This is a genomic window from Pseudomonas sp. B7(2017), from assembly GCF_002112745.1.
Lineage (GTDB): Bacteria > Pseudomonadota > Gammaproteobacteria > Pseudomonadales > Pseudomonadaceae > Aquipseudomonas > Aquipseudomonas ekonensis.
This window is the reverse complement of sequence record NZ_NEIP01000006.1, coordinates 75,884-102,331: the sequence shown is the minus strand read 5'-3', so window position 1 is coordinate 102,331 and position 26,448 is coordinate 75,884. Positions and strand designations below refer to the sequence as shown.

Here is a 26,448-nt window from a genome sequence, read left to right as displayed (position 1 = left end):
AAGGGGGGCATTCTAACCCAACGGGTTTTGGATGGCATATGAAACGACATCATGTCGCAGACAAGTGGCGTTCATGGCCGAATGCGTGGCGTCCGTGCCGGCCTTTTCGCTGGCCAGCCAGTTCGCACAGTAACCGCTGATAACCACGAACTTCATGATTGACATCAAACTTTGTGGGAGCTGGCTTGCCAGCGATGGCAGCGCCGCAGATCCTCAGTCGAACATGAACAGCGCATCGTTGCTGAACTGCGCCTCGAACCGCCCCGCCGGCATCGGCCGGCCGAACAGGTAGCCCTGCACCTCGTCGCAGCCGTGCTCGCGCAGGAAGTCCAGTTGCTCGTGGGTCTCCACGCCCTCGGCGATCACCGCCAGGTTGAGGCTGTGGGCCATGGCGATGATCGCCCGGGCGATCTGCGCGTCCTGCTCGCCGGACGGCAGGCCGTCGACGAAGGTGCGGTCGATCTTCAGCACGTCGATCGGGAACTGCTTGAGGTAGTTCAGCGATGAGTAACCGGTGCCGAAGTCGTCCACCGCGATGCTCAGCCCGAGGTTCTTCAGGCCGTCGAGGATCTGCATCGCCTCGCTGACTTCGCGCATCAGGATGCTTTCGGTCAGCTCCAGTTCCAGGCAGGCCGGCGGCAGGCCGGTTTCGCGCAGGGTGGTGGCTATCCGTGTGCCGAGCTGGCCGTCGGAGAACTGCCGGGCGGAGATGTTCACCGACACCTTCGGCACGCGTACGCGGCTCTGGTGCCAGGTCTTGAGTTGGCGGCAGGCTTCGGCGATCACCCAGTCGCCGACGTCCACCACCAGGCCGAGCTCTTCCAGCACCGGGATGAAGTCCCCCGGCGGCACCAGCCCGCGACGCGGATGACGCCAGCGCAGCAGGGCTTCGGCGCCGGTCAGGCGCTTGCCGTCGCCGCTGAACTGCGGCTGGTAATACAGCACGAATTCGTTCTGCTCCAACGCGTGGCGCAGGTCGCTTTCCAGCTCCAGGCGCTCCAGCGCACTGGCGTTCATGTCGGCCTGGTAGAACTGGAAGTTGTTCTTGCCGCGTTCCTTGGCGTGGTACATCGCGGTGTCGGCGTTCTTCATCAGTTGGCTGAGCTCGTTGCCGTCCTGGGGGCTCAAGGCGATGCCGATGCTGGCGGTGACGAAGAACTCGCGGCCTTCGAGCACGAACGGTTTCACCAGGCTGGCGAGGATCTGCTCGGCCACGTGGATCGCCCGGTTGAGCGCCATCTCGCGGCTGGAGCGGTGCTGCAGCAACAGGGTGAATTCGTCGCCGCCCATCCGCGCCACGGTGTCGTCATCGTCGACGCAGGCCAGCAGGCGCGTGGCCATGTCCTTGAGCATGCGGTCGCCGGCGGCGTGGCCGAGGGAGTCGTTGATCGGCTTGAAGCGGTCGAGGTCGAGGAACATCAGCACCACCCACGACTTCTGCCGGTCGGCGGACTGCAGCGCGGTGTGCAGGCGGTCCTGGAACAGCGTGCGGTTGGGCAGGTGGGTCAGGGCGTCGTAGTAGGCGAGGCGGTGGATGCGTTGCTCGCTGGCCTTGCGCTCGCTGATGTCGCTGAAGAAGCACACGTAGCTGGCCAGGTCGCCTTCGTCGTCGAGCACGGCGGTGATGCCGACCCAGGCCGGGTAATGCTCGCCGTTGCGCCGCTTGAGCCAGACTTCGCCTTCCCAGGTGCTGTGCTGGTGCAGTTGCTTGAGCACATAGCGCAGGTGCGCGTCCTGCTGCTCGTCGACGGTGAGCATGTTCGGCAACTGGTCGAGGACTTCGGCCACCGCGTAGCCGCTGACCCGGCTGAACGCCTCGTTGGCCTGGACGATGTAGCCGGCGGGGTCGGTGATCAGGATCGCCGACGTCGAGTGCTCGAATACGGTGGCGGCCATGCGCAGGTCTTTTTCGGCACGGCGCTGCTGGCTGATGTCGCGGCCCACGCCGAGCACACCCTCGAAGGCGCCGTGCTCGTCCCACACCAGCACCAGGCGCAGCTCGATCGGGATCTTGCGGCCGTCGGCCCGCAGGCAGTCGAACAGGAACATCTGGGTCTGCACTTGGCTGCGCAGCAGCGCCAGTTGTTCGGGCTTGTCCAAGGCCTTGCTGACGCGGTCCATCAGGTGATAGATGCCGGTCAGCTGCTGCGGGTTGGCGATGGTCGACTGCCAGCCGTTCTGGAAGATCCACTCGGCGTCATAGCCCAGCACCGCCTGCACCGAAGGGCTGACGTAGTTGAGCGACATCTTGCTGTCGGTGGAGAAGATCACGTCGCTGATGCTTTCGGCGAGCATCCGGTAGCGCTGCTCGCTGTCGCGCAGGGATTCGCTGGCCTCGATCTGCTCGGTGATGTCCTTGGCCACGCCGATGATCCGTGTGACCTGATCGTGCTTGTCCCGGGCCAGCGCCTGTTCGCGGATGTCGAAGCGCCGCCATTTGCCGTCGCGGTGGCGAAAGCGCAACTGGCACTGCAGCAGTTGGCTGTAGCCGGCGTGGCGCTGCAGTTGGCGCGAGCGGTGGTAGTAGTCGGCGTCTTCGGGGTGCAGCAGGATTTCCCAGAAGTACTCGCCCATCTGATGCAGTTCGGTGCGGTTGTAGCCGAGGGTCTGGCCCAGGTGATGGTTGCTGAAGATCATCCGCTGGCTGATCACGTCCTGCACGTACAGGTGGTCCGGCACGGTGCGCACCACGTCCGACCAGAAGCCCTCGCGCTCCAGCAGCGACAGTTCGATCAGCTTGCGGCTGGTGATGTCGTTGATGCTCAGGATCACCGCTTTGTAGTCGTGCTGTTCCTGCGGCAGGCGCAGCACCAGCCACAGGTGCTGGTCGCGGCCGTTGATGTCCGGCAGCTTGATTTCGAGCTCCAGCTGCTTCTGTTGCTGGAGCACGGCGTCGAGCACCTGGTTGCCGATGGCGCAGTGGGTGTGCGGACGGCCGTCGATCAGCAGCTGCCAGGCGTGCTCGCAGGAATTGACGTTGAGCAGTTGCAGCGCCACCTGGTTGACCTCGGTGATGCGCAGTTCCTGCAACAGCTGCTGGCGCTGCTGCGGGTGGTCGAGCCAGGCCTTGAGCTGGTCGCTGGTCTGCAGGCGGGCCTTGTCGAACACCTGTTTGAGCCCGGACAGGTCCAGCACGCACAGGGCCACGCCGGTGCCTTCGAAGATGTCCTGGTAGCGGCGCCGGCCTTCATGCAGTTGGCGCTGGCGGCGGCGCATGTTGAGCAGCGCGATGAACGGCAGCAGCGAGAACGCCAGGCCCAGCAGGCATTTGCCGATGAAGGCCGGCAACAGTTGCTCGAGCACGCGCTGACGGTCGAACAGGCCGCGCAGTTGCCAGTCGCTGCTGCTCAGCGGCACGGTCAGCACGCTGTTGGCCAGGTCGTCCGGGGTCAGGGTGCTGGTGCGGGCGGAAGGCAGGACTTCGTCGCGGCTGATGATCTGATGGTTGATGCGGTTTTCCACCAGCCACAGCGGGCGGATGCCGGTGTCGCCCTGTTTGGTCAGCGAGGCGAAGAAGGTCGGGGTCAGGCGCAGCGCCCAATAGCCGCGGGTACTGCCGCTGGCCTGGTGCAGCAGCAGGTGCACCACCGAACCGTCGTCGGCGTTGCTGAAATAGTGGGCCTGGGCGCGGCTGCGGCGCACCAGTTCGCCGAGGTAGTCGGCGTCTTCGCTGGCGGCGTCGCTGTCGCTGAGCACCTTGCCGGACGGGCTGAGCAGCGCCAGGCTGCGCAGGTCGGGCAGCGACTGCTGCAGCTTGCGCAACAGCGCCTGCTGTTCGTCGGCCGATTGCGGCTGTTCGACGATCGGTAGCAGGTTGAGGGCGATCTGCGCGTTCAGCGCCATGTTCAGGCTGACCTGGGAGGCGAGATCGGCGGTGTAGTCGATGGTGTACTGGCGCTGGTTCTTCTGGGTTTCGCGCAGTTGGTCGAGCAGTTGCCAGAACAGCAGCGCCAGCAGCAGAAGCACCAGGGTCGCCAGCGCGCCTTTCAATGTTCCGCGCAGGGGCGAGCCGGGCGCCGGTTGGGTGCTGCTCACAGAGGCTGGCGGAGTGACATTGGACAAGCTGGAATCCTGCGGTTTGGCTGGACTGGCGCGACGTGCACTATAAGCCGGACGCCCGAAGGGCGGCTAGCATGCCTTGAGTTGTGGCGAAGTGCCAGCCCCGCTCGGCTGGACTGCCTTCCGTCATTCAGGTAGCTTTGCCGGTTACGCGGGAGCGTTCCAGCTCCTAGACTCAGACTTTTTCCGCGCGCACGCATTGGGCACTCTCAACTGAACGACGCGCACCGGTCTGGCCAGGCATCGCCTGCGCTCCACTCATTCATCCGTCACTGACCCTAGGTTCTCCATGGCTCAATACGTCTTCACCATGCATCGGCTGGGCAAAGTTGTTCCGCCGAAGCGGGAAATCCTGAAAAACATTTCGCTGTCCTTCTTCCCTGGCGCCAAGATCGGCGTGCTCGGCCTCAACGGCTCGGGCAAATCCACGCTGCTGAAAATCATGGCCGGCGTCGACACCGAGTTCGAGGGCGAAGCCCGCCCGATGCCGGAGCTGAACATCGGCTACCTGCCGCAGGAACCGCAACTGGATCCGGCCAAGACCGTGCGCGAAGTGGTCGAGGAAGCGGTCAGCGTGATCAAGGACGCCCAGGCCCGCCTGGACGAGGTCTACGCCGCCTACGCCGAGCCGGACGCCGACTTCGACAAGCTGGCCGCCGAACAGGCCAAGCTCGAAGCGATCCTGCAGGCCAGCGACGGCCACAACCTGGAGCGTCAGCTGGAAGTCGCCGCCGACGCGCTGCGCCTGCCGGCATGGGACGCGAAGGTCGAACACCTGTCCGGCGGTGAGAAACGCCGCGTGGCCCTGTGCCGCCTGCTGCTGTCCGCCCCGGACATGCTGCTGCTCGACGAACCGACCAACCACCTGGACGCCGACTCCGTCGCCTGGCTCGAACACTTCCTGCACGACTTCCCGGGCACCGTGGTGGCGATCACCCACGACCGTTACTTCCTGGACAACGTCGCCGGCTGGATCCTGGAACTCGACCGCGGCGCGGGCATTCCTTACGAGGGCAACTACTCGGGTTGGCTGGAAGCCAAGTCCGATCGTCTGGCCCAGGAATCCAAGCAGCAGTCGGCCCACGAAAAGGCCATGAAGGAAGAGCTGGAGTGGGTGCGCAAAGGCGCCAAGGCACGCCAGTCCAAGTCCAAGGCACGTCTGGCGCGCTTCGAGGAAATGCAGTCGCAGGAATTCCAGAAGCGCAGCGAGACCAACGAGATCTACATCCCGGCCGGTCCGCGCCTGGGCGACAAGGTCATCGAATTCAAGAACGTCACCAAGGGCTACGGCGACCGCGTGCTGATCGACAACCTGTCGTTCTCCATGCCCAAAGGCGCCATCGTCGGCGTGATCGGCGGCAACGGCGCCGGTAAGTCGACCCTGTTCCGCATGCTGATGGGCAAGGAAACCCCGGACTCCGGCAGCATCGAGATCGGCGAGACCGTGCAGCTGGCCTGCGTGGACCAGAGCCGCGAAGACCTGGACGGCAGCAAGACCGTGTTCCAGCAGATCTCCGACGGTTCCGACCAGATCCGCATCGGCAGCTACGAGATTCCGTCGCGCACCTACGTCGGCCGCTTCAACTTCAAGGGCGGCGACCAGCAGAAGTTCGTCAAGGATCTGTCCGGCGGTGAGCGCGGCCGTCTGCACCTGGCGCTGACCCTGAAGGAGGGCGGCAACGTCCTGCTGCTCGACGAACCGTCCAACGACCTCGACGTCGAAACCCTGCGTTCCCTGGAAGAGGCCCTGCTGGACTTCCCGGGCGCCGCCATTGTGATCTCCCACGACCGGTGGTTCCTTGACCGCGTCGCGACCCACATCCTGGCGTACGAAGACGACTCGCAAGCGGTGTTCTTCGAAGGCAACTACACCGAGTACGAGGCCGACCGCAAGAAACGCCTCGGCGACGCCGCGGCCCAGCCGCACCGTGTTCGCCACAAGAAGCTGGCCTGATCCGGCTGGTGGCATGAAAGAGAACGGAGCCTTAGGGCTCCGTTTTTTTTGGCCTGCGTACTTTCAGTGGAACCGCATCAAGGCCATCGCCAGCAGGCTGGCTCCCACAGGTTCCGTGTCCGCCACCCACATTGTGGAAGCCAGCCTGCCGATGATCTGCGGCCAGCGCAAACCTGTGGAAGCCAGCCTGCCGATGATCTGCGGCCAGCGCGAAACCTGTGGAAGCCAACCTGCCGATGATCTGCGGCCAGCGCGAACCCTGTGGGAGCTGGCTTGCCAGCGATTGGGCCGGTGCATCCGACATCACCGGGGACTGATCCGACGCCCTCGACTGTGGGAGCCAGCCTGCTGGCGATGGCGTCAGTGAAGATTGCCGCCTAGGCCGGTTCGATGCGGATCACCTCGATCACCCGATCGCCGGCCGGGCGCTGCCACAGCACTTCGTCGTTGAGCCGGGCGCCCAGCAGCGCCCGGCCCAGGGGCGAGCTCCAGTTGATCAGGCCGCGGGCGACGTCGGCCTGGTCTTCGCCCACCAGTTGTACCCGGCGTTCGGTGTTGTGCTCGTCGGCGTAGGTCACCCAGCTGCCGATCTGCACCTTGTCGGTCGAGGTGGCGGCGGGCACCACCTGGGCGCTGCCGACGCGCTGCATGAAATAGCGCAAGTCCCGGTCGAGATCGGCCAGGCGCTGCTTGTCGGCCTGATCGCCCTTTTCCGATTGCTCGGCCAGCAGGGCCTGCAGTTCCGCCACTTTGGCCTGCAGCAGCGCAAAGCCCTGGGGCGTGACGTAGTTGGGTTGCGTGCTGACCTGCCGCTCGACCGGTTGGTCGGCCTGCGCGGCGGCGTTGTCCTCATTGACGAAAGCGCGGCTCATGGTCGCCTCCTTTGACGGGCCTTCTTAGGGAGTCGACCCATGGTCGCAGGCATCGTTCGGACGCGGTTGTCTGGAAACGACCTAAGGCGAGCGATACGCCCGCGCCGCGTCCCGATCCTTCTGCTGCTGCCAGGCGCGTTCGCGCTCGTCCCAGTGCTCGTTGCGGTAGTCGTCGCGATCCTTGTTTTCCAGCATGGCCTGGCACTGGCGGAAACCGTCGCTCCAGCCTTCGGCGTACTGCGCGTCCTTGAGGTAGCGCGGCACGTCCTTGCGGAACTCTCCGCTGATCGAGCCGGCCGCCTGTCGGCCGCTGACGCAGCCGTCATCGAAACCGTCGGCGAAGGCCGGTGGATAACCTCTGGCGATCAACTCTTCATGGGTGCTCTGGCAACCGCCGACCAGCAACAACACGCCCAGCAATCCCGCACACCGCCACATCTCGTTCTCCCGGGCCGTTTCACGGCTGATACGGGAAAGTCTAGAAGCGGATTCGTCCGGTGTGCGTGAAAGGCATGTGAGCAATTTGTTGAGCGTGCGCAAATCCCCTGTAGGAGCGAGCCTGCTCGCGATAGCGGTGTGCCAGCCCACGCATTCGTCGGCTGAAGAACCGAATCGCGAGCAGGCTCGCTCCTACAGGGGATATGGGGGGATCAGTAGTGATACCACTTCACCTCAAGCATCACTTCGGTCTGCGGGGTGGCCAGATGGCTGAATTCGCGTTCGGCGCTCAGCCGCAGGCCGAGGTTGCGCGACAGTTCCCACTGCTGGTTGAGGCTCAGGCTGCGGCGCACTTCGCCGTTGGTGAAGTAATCGCCCTTGGCCTCCAGGCTGAGGTTGCCCAGCGGGTTTTTCCACAGCACGCCGCTGTTGAAGCCGGCGGCGGGGGCGATGAACCCGGCGAAGTCGTTGTTGTGTTCAATCCGCACCGTGCCGAGGGCGAAGCCGAGCATGTCCTCGCCCAATTGCCAGGTGCCGCCGCCTCCGCCGTTGACGTGGCTGACCAGGGTTTCGTCGTCGTGCTTGCCCGGCACCCGCTCAAGCCCCCCGGTGACCTGCCACGACAACGGCTGCAGCAGCGCGTTGCGCGGGGTCAGGGAACGGATGGTGGCCAGGTCCAGCCGCTGGAACTGCCAATCGTTGCCCTCGTATTGGCGCAGCTTCATCTGCAGGATTTCGATCTGCGCGCCCAGCGGGAAGCTTTCGCCGTTGTCGTTGAGGTCGTGGTAGGCCATGCGCAGACCGTACTCGCCGAACGCCCGGTCGCCGCGGGTGCCCAGGCCGGCCTGCCAGGTGCGCGATTCGTGTCCGTCCTCGGGCAGGCCGGGGCGGGGGATCTCCAGCTCCGGCGCCGGGTTCTTGTTGATCGCCCGCAGCAGTTCGAAGCTGCGCTGGGCCCGTTGCGGATCGCGCTCCTGGCCGTTGGCGCGGTAGCGCTCCAGGCGGTACGCGGCATCGATGACCAGCGCCTGACGGTCGCGGGGCAGGGCCTTGAAGGCGGGCGCCTGCAACTGTTGCTGGTCGGCGCTGACCTTCAGCACCCAGTCCTGTTCCTCGTCGCTCAACGGCTCGGCGCGGCTGAGCAGTTCGCGCTCACGGGACGGACGGTATTCGATGTGCTCGACCAGGCCCGCGTCCTTCACCGCTTTGACGGTGTCGGTGGGGATGGCCGTGAGCGGGAACTGTTCGGTCAGGCGCAGGCCCGGGCGGGCCACCTGCAGCAGTTCGAGCAGGCGGTAGGAGCAGTTCTCGTCGAAGAAGAAGTAGTCGAACTTGATCTGCTTGAGCTCCCACACGTGCTCGACCATGCGCGCGGTTTCCTGCGGCGTCAGGTTCAGCCGGTATTCCCACAGGTCACGGTTTTCCAGGCTGCGGTACTCGGAGAGCTTTTCCTGGTAGGGCACCAGGGCGAACAGCCCCGGATAGCCGCCCATCAGGCCTTTCCAGGCGTAGAGGATGCTGTTGTCCGAGCCTTCGATGTAGGCGCCGAAGTTGATCGCGTAGCTGAGCAGCGACGTCTTGTCGCTTTGCACGTCGGCCTGGTCGATGCGCAGCAGCGTGTGGCCGAACATCGACGACGGGCTGTTGAGGTAGGCCGCCGGGAAGATCATCACCGCGCTGTGGGGCGAGACGTCCTTGAACCATTGCCGGAATTCGGCGCAGTCCGGGGCCGGCAGGTCCTTGAGGTTCAGTTGCGCCTTCAGCCAGCGGGTACGGGCCGGGTACACGCATTGGGCGTGCCGCTCGCCGAGGCTGGCCGGTGCGTACAGCGCCTGCACGGTGGCGGCCAGTTCACGGTCGGGGTGTTCGTTGCCGTCGGCGGCGAGGAAGAACCGGCTATCGCTGACATAGCTGCGCCAGCCGCCGAGCTTGGCGGTCTCGTAGTGGCCCAGGGAAATCCAGAAGCGGTCGTTGGCCAGTTGCTGCAAACGTTGGGGATCGAGGTGGGGCGCGGCGGACAGCGGGGCGCAGGCACACAGCGCCAGCCAGGCAAGGCGTTTGAGCATAGGTGGCAACTTGAAATCGTCAAAAAGGGTTCGACGGGTAACGGCCGGTCAACCCATGCGGGAGCGAGCAGGCTCGATTCCACCGTCATTGCTGATGACTGGCCGGCATTTCCCGACAGAGGGCCGCTGCGAAAGAACAAAACCCGCTCCCCGAAGGAAGCGGGCGGGGCCTGGCTTAGGCCTGGGTCGCGTACTTGGCCAGGCGAGGGTCGGCCTTGAGGACGGCCAGGGTGTTGGTGTGCACGTCCTCGGCGGTCACGTCAGCCTTGCTGAAGATCTGCTGGAAGTGTTCGTGGGTCACGGCGGCGAAGTGCGCGCGGTCTTCCGGCGCCACGCCCAGCACCACGGCGTAGGTGGTCAGCGCTTCGCCCTGGCCCTTGGCCATGTCTTCGGACAGCTCGTTCATCATGCCGTTCATGGCGAACCAGGACTTGCCGCCGTAGGTCAGCGCCGCGTTGGTGGAGCAGCCGTTGGTGCCGGAGGTCATGCCGAACGTCGCGTTGCCGGAGGTGCCGTTGGTGGTGGAGGCGAGGAAGTGGGCCGGCGTGCCGCGCTGGCCTTCGAACAGCATGTTGCCCCAGCCGCAATCAGGGCCGCCCGGCGCCTGGGCCATGGCATTGATGGATACAGCGGTGAAGAGAGTACCGAGAAGAATCCGTTTCATAGCTTTGTTCTCTTTATGTGCGTACCAATGGACAGGGTTCTGGCCCCCCCAAGCTCTGTGCGTACAGACCCGAACGGCGCCAGTGGGCCGGTATTCGTTCCAGCCGCGCAGCTTGGAGTTTAGGCACGTTCGCCGGGTTCCGTCACATTTTCCTTCAGATTTGCGCACGGGCCGGCTTTTCGTGAGGGCGCAGGCCGGCGCATCGCCGCAAGGCGCCTTGCCAGTGGGTACGGGCAGCGCCAGAATGCCTCTTATCTGCCCCGCCTGATTGTTAAGGAAGCCCGATGCCTGATCCTGTTGCCGCCAGTTTGCGTCTGGCGCCCGAAGCGCTGACCCGTCCGTTTTCCGCTGAACAGTTCAGCTTCACCACCACCAACGATCTGGAGCCCTTTCGCGGTGTGCTCGGCCAGGAACGCGCGGTCGAAGCCCTGCAGTTCGGCGTGGCCATGCCGCGCCCCGGTTATAACGTCTTTGTCATGGGCGAGCCCGGCACCGGCCGCTTCTCGTTCGTCAAACGCTACCTGAAGGCCGAAGGAAAGCGCCTGCAGACCCCGGCGGACTGGGTCTACGTCAACCATTTCGACGAACCGCGCGAGCCCCGCGCCCTGGAGCTGCCGTCGGGCACCGCCGGCGCCTTCATCAATGACATCAACGGCCTGATCGACAACCTGCTGGCGACCTTTCCGGCCGTCTTCGAGCATCCGTCCTACCAGCAGAAGAAGAGCGGCATCGACCGCGCCTTCAACCAGCGCTACGACCGTGCGCTGGATGTGATCGAGCGCCTGGCCCTGGAAAAGGACGTCGCCCTGTACCGCGACAGCAGCAACATCGCCTTCACCCCGATGTTCGAGGGCAAGGCGCTGGACGAGGCGGAGTTCGCCCAGTTGCCGGAAGCCGACCGCGAGCGCTTCCACGAGGACATCTCCGCACTGGAGGAGCGCCTCAACGAGGAGTTGGCGAGCTTGCCGCAGTGGAAGCGCGAGTCGAGCAACCAGCTGCGCCAGCTCAACGAAGAGACCATCACCCTGGCCCTGCAGCCGTTGCTGGCGCCGCTGTCGGAAAAGTACGCCGAGAACGCCGGCGTCTGCGGCTACCTGCAAGCGATGCAGGTGTACCTGCTCAAGACCGTGGTCGAGCAACTGGTGGACGACAGCAAGACCGACGCCGTCGCCCGCAAGCTGCTGGAGGAGCAATACGCCCCCAGCCTGGTGGTCGGCCACCCGGTCAGCGGCGGCGCGCCGGTGGTGTTCGAGCCGCACCCGACCTACGAAAACCTGTTCGGCCGCATCGAGTACACCACCGATCAGGGTGCGCTCTACACCACGTACCGGCAGCTGCGCCCGGGTGCGCTGCACCGGGCCAACGGCGGTTTCCTGATCCTTGAGGCGGAAAAGATGCTCGGCGAGCCGTTCGTGTGGGATGCGCTCAAGCGCGCCCTGCAGTCGCGCAAGCTGAAGATGGAGTCGCCGCTCGGCGAAATGGGCCGCTTCGCCACCGTGACCCTGACCCCGCAGCACATCCCGCTGCAGGTCAAGGTGATCATCATCGGCGCCCGGCAGCTGTACTACGCGCTGCAGGACCACGATCCGGACTTCCAGGAGATGTTCCGCGTCCTGGTGGACTTCGACGAAGACATCCCGATGGTCGACGAAAGCCTGGAGCAGTTCGCCCAACTGCTCAAGACCCGCACCTCGGAGGAGGGCATGGCGCCGTTGACCGCTGACGCGGTGGCGCGCCTGGCCACCTACAGCGCTCGCCTGGCCGAACACCAGGGGCGGTTGTCGGCGCGGATCGGCGACCTGTTCCAGCTGGTCAGCGAAGCGGACTTCATCCGTCACCTGGCCGGCGACGAAATGACCGACGCCGGCCACATCGAACGGGCGCTGAAGGCCAAGGCCACCCGCACCGGGCGCGTGTCGGCGCGGATCCTCGACGACATGCTCGCCGGGATCATCCTGATCGACACCGACGGCGCGGCGGTGGGCAAGTGCAACGGGCTGACGGTGCTGGAGGTCGGCGACTCGGCGTTCGGCGTGCCGGCGCGGATCTCCGCCACGGTGTACCCGGGCGGCAGCGGCATCGTCGACATCGAGCGCGAGGTCAACCTCGGCCAGCCGATCCACTCCAAGGGCGTGATGATCCTCACCGGCTACCTGGGCAGCCGCTATGCGCAGGAATTCCCGCTGGCGATCTCCGCGAGCATCGCGCTGGAGCAGTCCTACGGCTACGTCGACGGCGACAGCGCGTCGCTGGGCGAGGCGTGCACGCTGATCTCGGCGCTGTCCAAGACCCCGCTCAAGCAGTGCTTCGCCATCACCGGCTCCATCAACCAGTTCGGCGAGGTGCAGGCGGTCGGCGGGGTCAACGAGAAGATCGAAGGCTTCTTCCGCCTCTGCGAAGCCCGCGGGCTGACCGGCGAGCAGGGCGCGATCATTCCCAAGGCCAACGTCGCCACGCTGATGCTCGATGAGAAGGTGCTGGCGGCGGTGCGCGCCGGGCAGTTCCACGTTTATGCGGTGAGCCAGGCCGACGAGGCGCTGAGCCTGCTGGTGGGCGAGCCGGCCGGTGAGCCGGACGCCGACGGCCAGTTCCCGGAAGGCAGCGTCAACGCTCGCGTCGTGGAGCGTCTGCGGGTGATCGCCGAGATGATCAGCGAAGAGGACCTGAAGGAGGCCGAGAAGGAAGCGGCCCAAGAGGCATTGGCCGAAGCCAAGCCGGCCTGAAGGCCGATGCGGTAAACCGGTGGGAGCCCGCCTGCGGGCGATTGCGGCATGTCATTCGACATCTGTCTGTCTGACGTTCCGCCATCGCCGGCAGGCGGGCTCCCACCGTCGCATTTGGGCGGGAACGTGCGGGAAAGTGCCATCACTCTGGCGCCAAAATTCACACAATGACCATTCGGCGCCTTCTGGTCGTATCCGGTTGGCGCAGACGACTTTTCTTCTATTCTCAGCTCAAGGACATCGAGAGCATCACTGGATCGAAACAGCCTTCCCTTGAGGGTTGAACACCGGCTTCACCGAGGGTCGCCGCCATGTCGCGCAACCTCTGCCTCACCCGTCAGTGCCTGGGTCTTGTGACCCGTATCGAATGCGCCATCAAGCCCCTGGCCGGCGACACCGGCATGTGGACGCTGCTCTTCGCCGCCGGCATGGCCGGCGAACAACCTTCCGCCATCAAGGCCCAGGGCCCTTTCCACGGGCCGGTCGCCGCCGAGTCGATCCTCGACACCATCGTCGAAAGCCTCACGATGCACGGTTATGAGCTGGCCGACGATCCGCAGATCTGGAGCCTGCACCTGCAAGCCCAACTGCGGCAGATCAACGGCGGCCGCAGCCGCAGCCTCAACTGAGCCTGCCGGTTCCGGGGCTCAGGGGGCCGTGCCCGGTGCCTGAGCCTTGTCGAGTTTGACCTCAAAGCCGTACTGCACGGTGGCGAGGTCGGTTCGCCGGTAGGTTTCCACCTGCGTGGGACGACCGTAGAAGTAGTGCACGCCGAAGATCGCCGGGCCCTCTGCGCCCGCGTCGTGGCTGACCGAAAGAATCTGCTTGAGGTACTGGCCGCTGCCGTCCTTGACGAAGAAGCGCCACTGGTCGGCCGCGAACCGCTTCAGATCCACCACCAGCATGTTGTTGCGGATGTCCAGGCCCTTGGGCAAGGACTTGGCGTCGAACGTCTGCTTTTCCACCGTGGCCAGGAACAGCGGCATGGAGCCGACCGCAAACGCCGGGGTTTCCGGGAACAGGTTCAGATCGTAGGTGATCGTGCCCGACAGCGGATCGACCTGGTACGCCTCCGGCGGCAGTTCGATCGGCTCGTCCCGTTCGCCGTTGCGCTTTTGCGTGAAGAAAGTCACCGGGCTGTCGCCGGGGCTGAAGTCCTCGCCGAGCAGTTCGTCGTTGAAGGTCTTGCGGTGATCGAACTCGATCCGGGCGGCACTGGGCTCCTCCACCGACTGGCGGATGCGGATGCTGTCCTTCAGCTGCTGCTCGGTCAGGGCCGCGCCCTTGAGCCAGTCCGCGGCCTGGTCGTCATACACCGTCACCGGCAGGTCCAGTGGCTGCACCGCCTTCGCGGTGGTGTGCGGATCCAGGTGGCGCACCGGCAGATCCAGCGGCTTGCGGGTCACGCTCACGTTCGAGAAGTCCAGCACGCTCACTTCGAGGGTCTCGACCGGGCCATGGAAGTACACCTTGTTGTAGCGGCGCGGGTGCTGGCGCTCGAAGGCGCTCTGGCCGTCGTTGAGCTGTTTCTCCAGAGCGTCGCTCCAGGCCTTTTGCTGCTGCAGGTGCGCCAGCTGTTCCTGGTAGAACGCGACCTGCTCCGGGCTCTCGTTGATCGACCCGGCGCGCTTGAGGTATTGGCCGGTGGCGTCGCGGGCCTGGACGATCATCGGGTTGAGCGGTGTGCCGCCGACCTCAGGGGCCAGGGGCAGGCTGTTGCTGAATTCGACTTCGGCGTAGTTCTTCTCAAGCTTGAGCAGCGTGACGCTGAGATTGCCGTCGGTGCGGGTCTGGCCGATGTCCTGTTTGCCGAGGTCAAAGCCGTGCAGGCGCCCGGGGGCGATGACCTCGATCTCGCCCAGCAGGCTGACCGGCTGCGGCTGGCTCTTGCGGTCGATGTCCAGGCCTTCGATGAAGGGGTAGGACAGGGTCAGGTCGTCGGGGGTGGAGCTGGACGGGCTGAGCTGGATGCCCGGGTCAGTCTCCGACCATTCCGTTTGCCAGGCGATCACCCGTTTGTCGCTCAAGGTCACCGACTGCCATTGCACGCCGTGGGGGAACAGGAAGCCGCCGGGGATGTTGAGGTTGAAGGGGAACACCGGCTGCAGATCGGTGAGGTAGTCGGAGCCGACGTCCTTGCGCAGCACGAACAGGCCATCGATGAACGTATCGACCAGCGCCTGGGGCGTGGGGTAGTGCCTGAGCGCGCCGAGGGCGTCTTCGCCGTACTCGGTCTTGGCCGGTTGGCCGTCGAGCCGCCGCCGGGCGCGTTCGAGCAGCAGCAGCGAACCGCCGAGTTCGGTCACGGCGTCCTTGAGCTTGGGGTCGGTGATGGCGTCCAGCGACTGTTCGAACTGCGCGGTCTTTTCCTCAAGGCTCGGGCCGTGCTTTTCGTCGTCCGGCGAGCAGCCGCCCAGCAGCAGAGCGAGGCACATTCCGGCAGTCGTCATCGGCAAGCGCACATCCATTTCCAGTCGTCCTGTCCACTGTCGCGGGGCTGTCAATGATCTGGACACTAGCAGAAAAACTTTGACACACACACGCAGGTGGCGGATTTCCGGGCGGTTTCTGGCGCTCGCGGGGGGCTGGTATACTCGCCGCCGATTACAACCCCTTGTGTGAGATTCAATGGAACGCTTTGTCGAAAACGCAATGTACGCCTCGCGCTGGCTGCTGGCGCCGATCTACTTCGGTCTGTCCCTCGGGCTGCTGGCGCTGGCGCTGAAATTCTTCCAGGAAGTCTTCCACGTCATCCCCAACGTGTTCGAGATGGCCGAGTCGGAACTGATCCTGGTGCTGCTGTCGCTGATCGACATGGCGCTGGTGGGCGGCCTGCTGGTGATGGTGATGATTTCCGGCTACGAGAACTTCGTCTCTCAGCTGGACATCGACGACAGCAAGGAAAAGCTCAACTGGCTGGGCACCATGGACTCCTCGTCGCTGAAGATGAAAGTGGCGGCCTCGATCGTGGCGATCTCCTCGATCCACCTGCTGCGCATCTTCATGGACGCCAAGAACGTCGACCCCGAACACCTGATGTGGTACGTGATCATCCACATGACCTTCGTGGTCTCGGCGTTCGCCATGGGTTATCTGGACAAAGTGACCAAGCACTGAGTCGCGATGGGGAAGCTCGCCCGACGGCTTCCCTCTTCAAGCAGGAAAAACACCGCCCGTCCGTTGCAAAACAGACGGGCGGTCTCGTTCATGGCTTGTGCTTTGTCGTGCCGAAGCCTATCCCTGTAGGCGTCCAGACCCGCCGTCGCGTGAGGTGCGCCCATGAACCTGCAAGAGCTGAATGCGTTTGCCGTCGCCAGGAAGGTCGATGAACTGAACCTGATCTCCATGGAGGGCGGAATCTATCTGCTCGAGGCGCGGATGCACGGCGCGGCGTACCCGCTCAGCGGCACCGATGGGCAGATGCTGACGCTGCGTTCGGTGGAGCACGCCCGGGATCTGCTGCACAACTTCCCGGTGCTGCCGTTCAACCTGGTGCACACCTCGGTGCACGACGAGATGTGCGGTCTCGGCGCCAGCGGCGAGGAAAGCCTGAAAGTGCCGTTGGCGTGGCGCTCGGCGCTGTAGCGCCCGCGATCCGATCAAAGCCTGGGCATCTGTGCTAGTCTGCTCGCCCTTTTGGTTCCGGGCGCGCCGGGACGCGCTGTGCATGCACGGCCAGTCCCGGGCCGTCCGCACAGCGGAGCAGTGTCATGTCCGAAGTAAATCTGTCCACCGACGAAACCCGCGTCAGCTACGGCATCGGCCGTCAGCTGGGCGACCAGCTGCGCGACAACCCGCCACCGGGCGTCAGCCTGGACGCGATCCTGGCCGGCTTGACCGACGCGTTCGCCGGCCAGCCAAGCCGTGTGGGCCAGGAAGAGATGTCCGCCAGCTTCAAGGTGATCCGCGAGATCATGCAAGCCGAAGCCGCTGCCAAGGCTGAAGCCGCCGCCGGCGAAGGCCGTGCGTTCCTGGCCGAAAACGCCAAGCGCGAAGGCATCACCACCCTGGCTTCCGGCCTGCAGTTCGAAGTGCTGACCCAGGGCGAAGGCGCCAAGCCGACCCGTGAAGACAACGTGCGCACCCACTACCACGGTACGCTGATCGACGGCACTGTGTTCGACAGCTCCTACGAGCGCGGCCAGCCTGCCGAATTCCCGGTGGGCGGCGTGATCGCCGGCTGGACCGAAGCCCTGCAACTGATGAATGCCGGCAGCAAATGGCGTCTGTACGTGCCGAGCGAGCTGGCTTACGGCGCGCAAGGCGTGGGCAGCATCCCGCCGCACAGCGTTCTGGTGTTCGACGTCGAGCTGCTCGACGTTCTGTAAGGACTGGCCTGCCTTGATGGCAGGCTAATGTGGGAGCCAGCCTGCTGGCGATAGGATCGACCGGTTCTTTGGGGGCCGCGCGGATGCCATCGTCAGTTGGCTGGATCCCACCGTTCCTGCGGTGGTTTTCATACTTCGATCTTGTTGTGCAATTCACCGGTCGGGCGCAAGGCCCGGGCGTAGCAGAACAGGAACAGATTGCGCACCAGCTCCTTGAGCACCAGCGGTTCGCTGGAACTCAGGCCGCTGACGTCCAGGTCGCCCTGATCCTGCAGTTCATGCAGGGCTTCTTCTTCCAGCACCGCGCAGACTTCCCCGGTTTCCCGATGCAGGATCCGCAGGTAAGGGTGCGGACGGTCCAGCCAGGCGTCGATCAGATAAGTCATGGTTCTCATCTCCATTGAAAGGGTTCAATGAGAATAATTCTTATTCGTCAAATAGCAAGCGCCTATTGGCGGTTTGCGTTTTTTTGCGGGTAAAGATTGCGTAAGTTCAAAACGGCTGGCGTTTGGCCATTGCGTTGCGGCGAGGGGAAAGCGGGGGAGGGGTCGCCATCCCGCGTCGGGCGCGGGATGGCAGGCAGCGGGCTCAGACCTTTCTGACGAACTCGGACTTGAGCTTCATCGGGCCGATGCCGTCGATCTTGCAGTCGATGTCGTGGTCGCCGTCGCACAGACGGATGTTCTTGACCTTGGTGCCGACCTTGACCACCAGCGAGGTGCCCTTGACCTTCAGGTCCTTGATCACGGTGATGGTGTCGCCGTCCTGCAGGACATTGCCCACCGCGTCTTTCTTCACGGTGTCTTCGGATGCCGCGTCGGCTTCACCGTTGGCGGACCATTCGTGGGCGCACTCCGGGCACACCAGTTGGGCACCGTCTTCGTAGGTGTATTCGGAATTGCATTTCGGGCAGGGTGGCAACGTGCTCACTAAGGCTCCTTGGTATGAGGATCGTTAAAGGGCGCACATTGTATAGGGTTTTAAGCGAAGCAGGGCATTGCATGCAAAGCACTGCGGGAGCGGACCTGCTCGCGATGGCGTCTGACATGACGCTATCGCAAGCAAGCCTGCTCCCGCAGGGGCAGCAAGATCAGTGCGTGCGGGCGACCGCGAACTCGCTCAGTTCGACCAGCGCATCGCGGTATTCGCTGGCAGGCAGCGCTTCGAGGCACTTGATGGCACGGGCCACGTAGTCGCGGGCCAACTGCGCGGTGTAGTCCAGCGAGCCGGAGGCTTCGACCGCCGCACGGATGCTTTCGAGGTCTTCGATGCCGCCTTTCTGGATCGCCTGGCGCACCAGGGCCGCCTGTTCCGGCGTGCCTTCGCGCATGGTGTAGATCAGCGGCAGGGTCGGCTTGCCTTCGGCCAGGTCGTCGCCGACGTTCTTGCCCAGCGTGTCGGCGTCGCCCTTGTAGTCGAGCAGGTCGTCGACCAGCTGGAACGCCACGCCCAGGTGGTCGCCGAAGGTGCGCAGGGCCTCGGCCTGTTCGGCGGTGGCGCCGGCCAGCGCGGCGGCGCTGTGGGTCGAGGCTTCGAACAGCATCGCGGTCTTGCCGCGGATGACTTCCATGTAGGTCTCTTCGGTGGTGCTGGCGTCGCGCACCTTGGACAGCTGCAGCACTTCGCCTTCGGCGATGATGCGCGTGGCCTGGGACAGGATCTTCATCACCGGCATCGAGCCCAGTTCGACCATCATCTCGAACGAGCGCGAGTACAGGAAGTCGCCGACCAGCACGCTCGGGGCGTTGCCCCACATGGCGTTGGCGGTGGAGCGGCCGCGGCGCATGCCGGACATGTCGACCACGTCGTCATGCAGCAGGGTCGCCGTATGCAGGAATTCGATGGTGGCGGCCAGCAGGCGCAGGTCGTCGCCCTCGCGGCCCAGGGCCTTGCCGCACAGCAGCACCAGCAGCGGGCGCAGGCGTTTGCCGCCGGCTGACGTGATGTAATCGCCGATTTTCGACACCAGCGGCACGCGGGAAGTCAGCTGTTTCTTGATGATGCCGTCGACGGCGCTAAAATCGTCCGCCACCGCGCGGTAGAAAGCTTGGGGTTGCATCAGAGACAGGTGCTCCAGAAGGGTTGCGCGGCATGCTAGGACCCACGTCCGCAGGTGTCAAGGCGCGATGGACGGCCCCTTGCGCGGCGTCGGCGGCTTGCGTACAATCGCGCACCCTGAACTTCCTGGGCAGCACCTGCCTTACGCAATTGCACTTGGGCCGTTCCAGCCCCATGCAGCCATGCCAGCCAATACCTCTTCCTATAAAGAGCTGGGTGAGCAGGATTATCGGAGAAATACCATGTACGCAGTAATCGTTACCGGCGGTAAGCAATACAAAGTCGCTGAAGGTGAATACCTGAAGATCGAAAAACTGGAAGTCGCCACCGGCGAATCCGTGACCTTTGACCGCGTTCTGCTGGTCGCCAACGGCGACGACGTGAACATCGGCGCACCTGTTGTTGCTGGCGCAACCGTCAAGGCTGAAGTGATCTCCCAAGGTCGTCACGATAAAGTCCGCATCATCAAGTTCCGTCGCCGTAAGCACCACATGAAGCGTATGGGCCACCGCCAGTGGTTCACCGAGATCAAAATCACCGGTATTCAGGCTTAATTTCAGCCTAATTCCTCACTAGGAGAATTGAACTCATGGCACACAAAAAAGCTGGTGGTAGTACCCGCAACGGTCGCGACTCAGAAGCCAAACGACTTGGCGTGAAGATGTACGGCGGCCAGGCCATCAAGGCCGGCAACATCATCGTGCGTCAGCGCGGCACCCAATTCCACGCTGGCTACGGCGTTGGCATGGGCAAGGATCACACCCTGTTCGCGAAAATCGAAGGCGTGATCAAGTTCGAAGTAAAGGGCGCTTTCAACCGCCGTTACGTGAGCGTTGTCGCAGCCTGATTGCGAGAATGCTGGAGAAGCCCTGTCTTGCGACGGGGCTTTTTCGTTTGTGGGATGAGTCTCTTGCAAAGCTGTTTGTATGGGCTGTCGGCGTGCGATGCGGGTCGTGTATTGGGGTCGCTGCGCTCATCTTTGCAAGAGTCTTATGTCTTGATTGTTTTTCGGCTCGTCCGTACGGCGAGAGGCGTTGGTTATGAAGTTTGTTGATGAAGTATCGATCCGCGTGAAGGCGGGTGACGGCGGCAACGGGTGCATGAGCTTCCGTCGCGAGAAGTTCATTGAGAACGGCGGTCCGAACGGCGGTGACGGCGGTGACGGCGGTTCCATCTACATGATGGCCGACGAAAACCTTAACACCCTGGTGGACTACCGTTACACCCGGCATTTCGATGCCGAGCGCGGCTCCAACGGCGGCAGCACCGACTGCACCGGCAAGAAGGGCGAAGACCTGATCCTGCGCGTGCCGGTCGGCACCACGGTGATCGACTCGTCCACCCAGGAAGTGATCGGCGACCTGACCAAGTCCGGTCAGAAGCTGCTGGTGGCCCATGGCGGCTGGCACGGGCTGGGCAACACCCGCTTCAAGTCCAGCACCAACCGCGCGCCGCGCCAGACCACGCCGGGCAAGCCGGGCGAGCAGCGCGACCTGAAGCTGGAAATGAAAGTGCTGGCCGACGTCGGCCTGCTGGGCTTGCCGAACGCCGGCAAGAGCACCTTCATCCGTTCGGTGTCGGCCGCCAAGCCGAAAGTCGCCGACTACCCGTTCACCACGCTGGTGCCGAACCTGGGCGTGGTCAGCGTCGACCGCTGGAAGAGCTTCGTCATCGCCGACATTCCGGGGCTGATCGAAGGTGCATCCGACGGCGCCGGCCTGGGCATCCGTTTCCTCAAGCACCTGGCGCGCACCCGTCTGCTGCTGCACCTTGTGGATATGGCGCCGCTGGACGAAAGCAGCGCGGCGGATGCGGCGGAAGTGATCGTCAACGAGCTGACCAAGTTCAGTCCTTCGCTGGCTGAGCGCGACCGTTGGCTGATCCTGAACAAGTGCGACCAGATCCTCGAGGAAGAGCACGAGGCTCGGGTCAAGGAAGTGGTCGAGCGCCTGCAGTGGGAAGGTCCGGTCTACGTGATCTCGGCCATCGCCAAAGAGGGCACCGAGCGCCTTACCCGCGACATCATGCGTTACCTGGAAGACCGCGCCGACCGTCTGGCCAATGATCCGGCCTACCAGGAAGAGCTGGCCGACCTCGATCAGCGCATCGAAGACGAAGCCCGTGCCCAGTTGCAGGCCCTGGATGATCAGCGCGCTCTGCGCCGCAGCGGCGTGAAGTCGGTCCATGACATCGGCGACGATGATTGGGACGAGGACGACGTGGATGACGACGACGGTCCGGAAATCATTTACGTGCGCGACTGATCCGTTGCAGTAAACTTAAGCGCCGCTCAATCGAGCGGCGTTTTGGTATCTGGAAAACGGTAGCCACAAATAACGTCACGGGCGGCGCTGGGTCGCGCTGCCCTCAAGCTAAGGTTGAAGATGATGCGGAGCAAGGTGACAGGTGCGCAGCGTTGGGTCGTGAAGATCGGCAGCGCTTTGCTGACGGCTGACGGCAAGGGGCTGGATCGTGCGGCAATGGGTGTCTGGGTCGAGCAGATGGTGGCCCTGCACGAAGCGGGCGTGGAGCTGGTGCTGGTGTCCTCCGGGGCGGTGGCGGCCGGCATGAGCCGTCTGGGCTGGAGCGCACGACCCAGTGCGATGCACGAGCTCCAGGCGGCCGCCGCCATCGGCCAGATGGGGCTGGTGCAGGCCTGGGAGTCGAGCTTTGCCGAGCATGGCCGGCATACCGCGCAGATCCTCCTGACCCACGACGACCTGTCCGACCGCAAGCGCTACCTGAACGCCCGCAGCACCTTGCGCGCGCTGGTCGAGCTGAAGGTGATCCCGGTGATCAACGAGAACGACACCGTGGTCACCGACGAGATCCGCTTCGGCGACAACGACACCCTGGCGGCGCTGGTGGCCAACCTGGTGGAGGCGGACCTGCTGGTGATCCTGACGGACCGCGACGGCATGTTCGATGCCGACCCGCGCAGCAATCCGGATGCGCGGCTGATCTACGAAGCCCGTGCCGACGATCCGGCGCTGGATGCGGTGGCGGGCGGCACCGGCGGTGCGCTGGGGCGCGGCGGCATGCAGACCAAGCTGCGGGCGGCGCGTCTGGCGGCGCGTTCCGGTGCGCACACCATCATCGTCGGCGGGCGCCTGGAGCGGGTGCTGGATCGCCTCAAGGCGGGTGAGCGTATCGGCACGCTGCTGTCGCCGGAGCGCGGCATGCTGGCGGCGCGCAAGCAGTGGCTGGCCGGGCATCTGCAGACCCGCGGCACGCTGGTGCTGGATGACGGGGCGGTGTCGGCTTTGTCTCAGGGCAACAAGAGCCTGCTGCCGGTCGGCGTCAAGTTGGTGCAGGGCAGTTTCCGCCGCGGCGAGATGGTGGTCTGCGTGGCGCCGGACGGTCGTGAGATCGCCCGTGGCCTGGCCAACTACAGCGCCCTGGAGGCACAGAAGATCATCGGTCAGTCGTCGGATGCCATTGTCGGCCTGCTGGGCTACATGGCCGAGCCCGAGCTGGTTCACCGTGACAACCTGATTCTGGTGTGAGGATGCGTGCGATGCGGATTGCAAAAGGACTGTTGGGGCTGCTGATGGCGTTGCCGTTGGCGGTCTCGGCCGAGGAGATCGGCCAGGTGTCGACCGTGTTCAAGTTCGTCGGCCCCAACGACCGGATCGTGGTCGAGGCGTTCGACGATCCCAAGGTCGACGGTGTGACCTGCTACCTGTCCCGTGCCAAGACCGGTGGGGTGAAGGGCGGCCTGGGGTTGGCGGAGGATCGCGCCGAGGCGTCCATTGCTTGTCGTCAGGTCGGGCCGATTCGGTTCAAGGGTGAGCTGAAGGATGGCGAGGAGGTGTTCAAGGAGCGCACCTCGCTGGTGTTCAAGACCATGCAGGTGGTGCGGTTCCTCGACAAGAAGCGCAATACCCTGGTGTATCTGGTCTACAGCGACCGCCTGATCGAAGGCAGTCCGCAGAATGCGGTGACGGCGATCCCGATCCTGCCGTGGGCGCCTGCCCAGTAGTCATCCGGAGGTTCCCGCAGGGGCTGTGCGCGGCACGGAACCTGTGGGGGCTGGTCTGTTGGCGCGGCAGGGTAGGATCGAGCATTTTCTGCATCCGCATGCGCCAAATCGCAGGCAATAAAAAACCGACCCTTGGGTCGGTTTTTCAGTGACTACGTCGCTTAGGCAGCTGCTTTCAGTGCCTTGACGTGGCCATTTAGGCGGCTCTTGTGGCGAGCGGCCTTGTTCTTGTGGATGATGCCTTTGTCGGCCATACGGTCGATGACAGGCACAGCCAGGGTGTAGGCAGCTTGAGCTTTTTCAGCGTCTTTTGCGTCGATGGCTTTAACTACATTCTTGATGTAGGTACGAACCATGGAACGCAGGCTGGCGTTGTGGCTGCGACGCTTCTCAGCCTGTTTTGCACGTTTTTTGGCGGAAGGTGAGTTGGCCACCGTCGAGCTCCTCGAAAGACTTTTTAGGGAATAGCAAACAAAATAGGCCGCGAATCATGCCGATGAGTTGATGTCTTGTCAAGGGCGCTTGAGACGTTCCGCTAAGTGGTAGGCATAACGCGACGGGATATTTCATTCCGGCGCATGACCTGTAAACTCGCGAGCTTTGGCTCTGTGCTGTTGCGGCGCGGAGTATCGCACAAGTGGGCGCACAGTTCGCCTGCTGTTTATCGACAGGCACACATTCCTTCAATGAATCTGCTCAAATCGTTGGCCGCCGTCAGCTCTATCACGATGCTTTCCCGGGTTCTCGGGTTTGTCCGCGACACGCTCATCGCGCGCACGTTCGGCGCCGGAATGGCGACCGACGCCTTCTTCATCGCCTTCAAGCTGCCCAACCTGCTGCGGCGGATCTTCGCCGAAGGCGCGTTCTCCCAGGCGTTCGTGCCGATCCTGGCCGAATACAAGAGCCAGAAGGGCGAGGAGGCCACCCGCACGTTCATCGCCTATGTCTCGGGCCTGCTGACCCTGGTGCTGGCCCTCGTCACGGCGCTGGGCATGCTCGCCGCGCCGTGGGTGATCTGGGCCACCGCGCCGGGCTTCGCCGATACGCCGGAGAAGTTCCGCCTCACCTCCGACCTGCTGCGGGTGACTTTTCCTTATATATTGCTGATCTCGCTGTCTTCGCTGGCCGGAGCGATCCTCAACACCTGGAACCGCTTTTCGGTGCCGGCCTTCGTGCCGACGCTGCTGAACGTCAGCATGATCGTGTTTTCGCTGTTCCTGACCCCGTACTTCGATCCGCCGGTCATGGCCCTGGGCTGGGCGGTGCTGGTCGGAGGCCTGGCGCAGCTGCTCTACCAGCTGCCGCACCTGAAGAAGATCGGCATGCTGGTGCTGCCGCGCCTGAACCTGCGCGACACCGGTGTCTGGCGGGTGATGAAGCAGATGCTGCCGGCGATCGTCGGGGTGTCGGTCAGCCAGATCTCCCTGATCATCAACACCATTTTCGCCTCGTTCCTGGTGGCCGGCTCGGTGTCCTGGATGTACTACGCCGACCGCTTGATGGAATTGCCGTCCGGCGTGCTGGGCGTGGCGCTGGGCACGATCCTGCTGCCGACCCTGGCCAAGACCTACGCCAACAAAGACCGCCACGAATATTCGCGCATCCTCGACTGGGGCCTGCGCCTGTGCTTCGTGCTGGTGCTGCCGTGCGCGCTGGCGCTGGGCATCCTCGCCGAGCCTTTGACGGTGTCGCTGTTCCAGTACGGTCAGTTCACCGGTTTCGATGCGGCGATGACCCAGCGGGCGCTGATCGCCTATTCCGTCGGCCTGCTCGGGATCATTCTGATCAAGGTGCTGGCGCCGGGTTTCTATGCGCAGCAGAACATCCGCACGCCGGTGAAGATCGCGATCTTCACCCTGATCGTCACCCAGTTGTTCAACCTGCTGCTGATCGGCCCGCTGGCCCATGCCGGCCTGGCGCTGGCGATCAGCGCCGGCGCGTGCCTGAACGCCGGGCTTTTGTTCTATCAGCTGCGCAAGCAGCAGATGTACCAGCCGCAGCCGGGCTGGGCCGCGTTCGGCTTCAAGCTGCTGGTGGCGGTCGCGGTGATGTCGCTGGTGCTGCTGGTCGGCATGCGTTTCATGCCGGCCTGGGATCAGGGGCACATGCTGGAGCGTTTCCTGCGCCTGGGCGTGCTGGTGGTGGCGGGCGTGGTGGCATATTTCGGCATGCTGCTGCTGTTGGGCTTCCGCCTGCGCGACTTCAACCGCAAGGCGTTGGGCTGAGGTTTCGGCCCCTGCGCTGCGGTTCGGGCCGGCGGTTTTGTCGGCTCGATCACTTTGGGTGACGGTGTTGCCTGTCGTCGGCCGTCGGGTGTGGTTATAATCGGCCACTTTATGAGCAAGAAGCGCGTTATGCAGCTGGTTCGAGGCCTTCACAACTTGCGCCCCCAGCATCGGGGCTGCGTCGCCACTATTGGCAACTTTGACGGTGTGCACCGGGGTCACCAGGCTATCCTGGGCCGGCTGCGCGAGCGTGCGCTCGAGTTGGGCGTGCCCAGCTGCGTAGTGATTTTCGAGCCGCAGCCCCGGGAATTCTTCGCCCCGGACACGGCGCCGGCACGCCTGGCCCGGCTGCGGGACAAACTGCAGCTGCTGGCCGCCGAAGGCGTCGACCGAGTGCTGTGCCTGGCGTTCAACCAGCGCCTGAGCAAGCTCAGCGCCAGCGAGTTCGTCGACACCATCCTCGTGGACGGCCTCGGCGTGCAGCACCTGGAGGTCGGCGACGATTTCCGTTTCGGCTGCGACCGTCTCGGCGATTTCGATTTCCTGCTGCAGGCCGGCCAGGTGCACGGTTTCACCGTGGAGGCCGCGCAGACCGTCGAGCTGGATGGCCTGCGGGTCAGCAGCACCCAGGTGCGCAACGCGCTGGCCGCCGCCGATTTCGCTCTGGCCGAACGTTTGCTCGGCCGTCCGTACCGGATCGCCGGCCGCGTGCTGCACGGCCAGAAACTGGCCCGGCAACTGGGTACGCCCACAGCCAACATTCAGCTCAAGCGCCGTCGCGTGCCGTTCACCGGGGTCTACCTGGTCGACGTCGCCATCGACGGCAAGACCTGGCCCGGCGTCGCCAACATCGGCGTGCGGCCCACGGTGCAAGGTGACGGCAAGGCCCACCTTGAAGTCCATCTACTCGATTTCGCCGGCGATCTGTACGACCGGCGCCTGACGGTGGTTTTCCACCAAAAGCTGCGTGAAGAGCAGCGTTTCGCCTCCCTGGAGGCACTGAAAACGGCGATCAACGCGGATGTCGCCGCCGCCCGTGCACTCGCCGCACCTAGCGCCCATCGCTAATGAAGAGCCTT

General features: G+C 64.3%; 23 protein-coding genes. 13 read left to right on the top strand and 10 right to left on the bottom strand.

Features of this window, described 5'->3' with window-relative positions; translation table 11 throughout:
• Positions 1 to 213: 213 nt before the first annotated feature.
• Positions 214 to 4,062, bottom strand: a complete 3,849-nt coding sequence (locus CAG29_RS13830) for a bifunctional diguanylate cyclase/phosphodiesterase (RefSeq protein WP_085638880.1) — start codon at positions 4,060 to 4,062, stop codon at positions 214 to 216.
• 286 nt (positions 4,063 to 4,348) lie between these two features.
• Here CAG29_RS13830 and ettA point away from each other — a divergent pair, with 286 nt between their 5' ends.
• The gene (gene ettA, locus CAG29_RS13825; protein WP_085584140.1) at positions 4,349 to 6,013 is read left to right on the top strand and encodes an energy-dependent translational throttle protein EttA; all 1,665 of its coding nucleotides are present in this window, start codon (positions 4,349 to 4,351) and stop codon (positions 6,011 to 6,013) included.
• Positions 6,014 to 6,390: 377 nt separating this feature from the next.
• Here the strand turns inward: ettA and CAG29_RS13820 are convergent, their stop codons facing one another.
• The 4 genes from CAG29_RS13820 to CAG29_RS13805 all read right to left on the bottom strand — a co-directional run bounded on the left by CAG29_RS13820 (position 6,391) and on the right by CAG29_RS13805 (position 10,053).
• A complete protein-coding gene (locus CAG29_RS13820; protein ID WP_085584142.1) occupies positions 6,391 to 6,885 on the bottom strand; it encodes a GreA/GreB family elongation factor in 495 nt (164 codons plus the stop codon).
• 81 nt (positions 6,886 to 6,966) lie between these two features.
• A complete protein-coding gene (locus tag CAG29_RS13815) occupies positions 6,967 to 7,323 on the bottom strand; it encodes a hypothetical protein (protein WP_085584144.1) in 357 nt (118 codons plus the stop codon).
• Between the two features lie 212 nt (positions 7,324 to 7,535).
• Entirely contained in the window at positions 7,536 to 9,389 is a 1,854-nt protein-coding gene (locus CAG29_RS13810) for a DUF4105 domain-containing protein (protein ID WP_085656238.1), read from the bottom strand.
• 175 nt (positions 9,390 to 9,564) lie between these two features.
• Positions 9,565 to 10,053, bottom strand: coding sequence for a DUF3015 domain-containing protein (locus CAG29_RS13805; protein ID WP_085584148.1), 489 nt, complete (start codon positions 10,051 to 10,053; stop codon positions 9,565 to 9,567).
• Positions 10,054 to 10,337: 284 nt separating this feature from the next.
• On the opposite strand from CAG29_RS13805, the gene CAG29_RS13800 reads away from it, so the two are divergent.
• Together CAG29_RS13800 and CAG29_RS13795 are read left to right on the top strand one after the other, a co-directional pair.
• Entirely contained in the window at positions 10,338 to 12,776 is a 2,439-nt protein-coding gene (locus tag CAG29_RS13800) for a Lon protease family protein (RefSeq protein ID WP_085638874.1), read from the top strand.
• Between the two features lie 311 nt (positions 12,777 to 13,087).
• Complete coding sequence (locus CAG29_RS13795) at positions 13,088 to 13,405, top strand: hypothetical protein (RefSeq protein WP_085584152.1); 318 nt, start codon at positions 13,088 to 13,090, stop codon at positions 13,403 to 13,405.
• 18 nt (positions 13,406 to 13,423) lie between these two features.
• On the opposite strand, the gene CAG29_RS13790 is transcribed toward CAG29_RS13795, so the two are convergent.
• Entirely contained in the window at positions 13,424 to 15,244 is a 1,821-nt protein-coding gene (locus CAG29_RS13790) for a hypothetical protein (RefSeq protein ID WP_085656236.1), read from the bottom strand.
• 160 nt (positions 15,245 to 15,404) lie between these two features.
• Here CAG29_RS13790 and CAG29_RS13785 point away from each other — a divergent pair, with 160 nt between their 5' ends.
• The 3 genes from CAG29_RS13785 to CAG29_RS13775 all read left to right on the top strand — a co-directional run bounded on the left by CAG29_RS13785 (position 15,405) and on the right by CAG29_RS13775 (position 17,104).
• Complete coding sequence (locus tag CAG29_RS13785) at positions 15,405 to 15,893, top strand: TIGR00645 family protein (RefSeq protein ID WP_085584156.1); 489 nt, start codon at positions 15,405 to 15,407, stop codon at positions 15,891 to 15,893.
• Positions 15,894 to 16,055: 162 nt separating this feature from the next.
• Positions 16,056 to 16,361: a DUF6482 family protein gene (locus tag CAG29_RS13780; protein WP_085584158.1), complete on the top strand. Its 306-nt coding sequence runs from the start codon at positions 16,056 to 16,058 to the stop codon at positions 16,359 to 16,361.
• A 125-nt stretch (positions 16,362 to 16,486) separates the two neighbouring features.
• Positions 16,487 to 17,104: an FKBP-type peptidyl-prolyl cis-trans isomerase gene (locus CAG29_RS13775; RefSeq protein ID WP_085632290.1), complete on the top strand. Its 618-nt coding sequence runs from the start codon at positions 16,487 to 16,489 to the stop codon at positions 17,102 to 17,104.
• 128 nt (positions 17,105 to 17,232) lie between these two features.
• Here CAG29_RS13775 and CAG29_RS13770 read toward each other — a convergent pair whose 3' ends face one another.
• The 3 genes from CAG29_RS13770 to CAG29_RS13760 all read right to left on the bottom strand — a co-directional run bounded on the left by CAG29_RS13770 (position 17,233) and on the right by CAG29_RS13760 (position 19,163).
• Entirely contained in the window at positions 17,233 to 17,490 is a 258-nt protein-coding gene (locus CAG29_RS13770) for a hypothetical protein (RefSeq protein WP_085584162.1), read from the bottom strand.
• Positions 17,491 to 17,692: 202 nt separating this feature from the next.
• On the bottom strand, positions 17,693 to 18,034 hold the full coding sequence (locus tag CAG29_RS13765) for a zinc ribbon domain-containing protein YjdM (RefSeq protein WP_085584164.1): 342 nt from the start codon (positions 18,032 to 18,034) through the stop codon (positions 17,693 to 17,695).
• Positions 18,035 to 18,194: 160 nt separating this feature from the next.
• Positions 18,195 to 19,163 (bottom strand): polyprenyl synthetase family protein, encoded by a 969-nt coding sequence (locus CAG29_RS13760; protein ID WP_085584166.1) that lies wholly within the window; start codon positions 19,161 to 19,163, stop codon positions 18,195 to 18,197.
• A gap of 241 nt (positions 19,164 to 19,404) precedes the next feature.
• Between CAG29_RS13760 and rplU the strand changes: the two genes are divergently transcribed.
• From rplU to CAG29_RS13735, 5 genes are all read left to right on the top strand, one after another.
• Complete coding sequence (rplU, locus tag CAG29_RS13755; RefSeq protein WP_003228361.1) at positions 19,405 to 19,716, top strand: 50S ribosomal protein L21; 312 nt, start codon at positions 19,405 to 19,407, stop codon at positions 19,714 to 19,716.
• Between the two features lie 35 nt (positions 19,717 to 19,751).
• The gene (gene rpmA / locus CAG29_RS13750) at positions 19,752 to 20,009 is read left to right on the top strand and encodes a 50S ribosomal protein L27 (protein WP_085584170.1); all 258 of its coding nucleotides are present in this window, start codon (positions 19,752 to 19,754) and stop codon (positions 20,007 to 20,009) included.
• Positions 20,010 to 20,202: 193 nt separating this feature from the next.
• A complete protein-coding gene (gene cgtA / locus CAG29_RS13745; RefSeq protein WP_085694651.1) occupies positions 20,203 to 21,426 on the top strand; it encodes an Obg family GTPase CgtA in 1,224 nt (407 codons plus the stop codon).
• A gap of 123 nt (positions 21,427 to 21,549) precedes the next feature.
• Positions 21,550 to 22,668: a glutamate 5-kinase gene (gene proB / locus CAG29_RS13740; RefSeq protein WP_085694650.1), complete on the top strand. Its 1,119-nt coding sequence runs from the start codon at positions 21,550 to 21,552 to the stop codon at positions 22,666 to 22,668.
• An 11-nt stretch (positions 22,669 to 22,679) separates the two neighbouring features.
• Entirely contained in the window at positions 22,680 to 23,144 is a 465-nt protein-coding gene (locus CAG29_RS13735; RefSeq protein WP_085584176.1) for a CreA family protein, read from the top strand.
• A gap of 161 nt (positions 23,145 to 23,305) precedes the next feature.
• Here CAG29_RS13735 and rpsT read toward each other — a convergent pair whose 3' ends face one another.
• Positions 23,306 to 23,578 (bottom strand): 30S ribosomal protein S20, encoded by a 273-nt coding sequence (gene rpsT / locus CAG29_RS13730; protein ID WP_085584179.1) that lies wholly within the window; start codon positions 23,576 to 23,578, stop codon positions 23,306 to 23,308.
• Positions 23,579 to 23,830: 252 nt separating this feature from the next.
• Here rpsT and murJ point away from each other — a divergent pair, with 252 nt between their 5' ends.
• A complete protein-coding gene (murJ, locus tag CAG29_RS13725; protein ID WP_085584181.1) occupies positions 23,831 to 25,369 on the top strand; it encodes a murein biosynthesis integral membrane protein MurJ in 1,539 nt (512 codons plus the stop codon).
• 129 nt (positions 25,370 to 25,498) lie between these two features.
• Positions 25,499 to 26,437: a bifunctional riboflavin kinase/FAD synthetase gene (ribF, locus tag CAG29_RS13720; protein ID WP_085584183.1), complete on the top strand. Its 939-nt coding sequence runs from the start codon at positions 25,499 to 25,501 to the stop codon at positions 26,435 to 26,437.
• The last annotated feature ends 11 nt before the right edge of the window (positions 26,438 to 26,448 follow it).

Coding starts and splice junctions, on each gene's coding strand:
- ettA (WP_085584140.1), top strand. CDS start 4,349: ATGGCTCAATACGTCTTCACCATGCATCGGCTGGGCAAAGTTGTTCCG.
- CAG29_RS13820 (WP_085584142.1), bottom strand. CDS start 6,885: ATGAGCCGCGCTTTCGTCAATGAGGACAACGCCGCCGCGCAGGCCGAC.
- CAG29_RS13815 (WP_085584144.1), bottom strand. CDS start 7,323: ATGTGGCGGTGTGCGGGATTGCTGGGCGTGTTGTTGCTGGTCGGCGGT.
- CAG29_RS13810 (WP_085656238.1), bottom strand. CDS start 9,389: ATGCTCAAACGCCTTGCCTGGCTGGCGCTGTGTGCCTGCGCCCCGCTG.
- CAG29_RS13805 (WP_085584148.1), bottom strand. CDS start 10,053: ATGAAACGGATTCTTCTCGGTACTCTCTTCACCGCTGTATCCATCAAT.
- CAG29_RS13800 (WP_085638874.1), top strand. CDS start 10,338: ATGCCTGATCCTGTTGCCGCCAGTTTGCGTCTGGCGCCCGAAGCGCTG.
- CAG29_RS13795 (WP_085584152.1), top strand. CDS start 13,088: ATGTCGCGCAACCTCTGCCTCACCCGTCAGTGCCTGGGTCTTGTGACC.
- CAG29_RS13790 (WP_085656236.1), bottom strand. CDS start 15,244: ATGGATGTGCGCTTGCCGATGACGACTGCCGGAATGTGCCTCGCTCTG.
- CAG29_RS13785 (WP_085584156.1), top strand. CDS start 15,405: ATGGAACGCTTTGTCGAAAACGCAATGTACGCCTCGCGCTGGCTGCTG.
- CAG29_RS13780 (WP_085584158.1), top strand. CDS start 16,056: ATGAACCTGCAAGAGCTGAATGCGTTTGCCGTCGCCAGGAAGGTCGAT.
- CAG29_RS13775 (WP_085632290.1), top strand. CDS start 16,487: ATGTCCGAAGTAAATCTGTCCACCGACGAAACCCGCGTCAGCTACGGC.
- CAG29_RS13770 (WP_085584162.1), bottom strand. CDS start 17,490: ATGACTTATCTGATCGACGCCTGGCTGGACCGTCCGCACCCTTACCTG.
- CAG29_RS13760 (WP_085584166.1), bottom strand. CDS start 19,163: ATGCAACCCCAAGCTTTCTACCGCGCGGTGGCGGACGATTTTAGCGCC.
- rplU (WP_003228361.1), top strand. CDS start 19,405: ATGTACGCAGTAATCGTTACCGGCGGTAAGCAATACAAAGTCGCTGAA.
- rpmA (WP_085584170.1), top strand. CDS start 19,752: ATGGCACACAAAAAAGCTGGTGGTAGTACCCGCAACGGTCGCGACTCA.
- cgtA (WP_085694651.1), top strand. CDS start 20,203: ATGAAGTTTGTTGATGAAGTATCGATCCGCGTGAAGGCGGGTGACGGC.
- proB (WP_085694650.1), top strand. CDS start 21,550: ATGCGGAGCAAGGTGACAGGTGCGCAGCGTTGGGTCGTGAAGATCGGC.
- CAG29_RS13735 (WP_085584176.1), top strand. CDS start 22,680: ATGCGGATTGCAAAAGGACTGTTGGGGCTGCTGATGGCGTTGCCGTTG.
- murJ (WP_085584181.1), top strand. CDS start 23,831: ATGAATCTGCTCAAATCGTTGGCCGCCGTCAGCTCTATCACGATGCTT.
- ribF (WP_085584183.1), top strand. CDS start 25,499: ATGCAGCTGGTTCGAGGCCTTCACAACTTGCGCCCCCAGCATCGGGGC.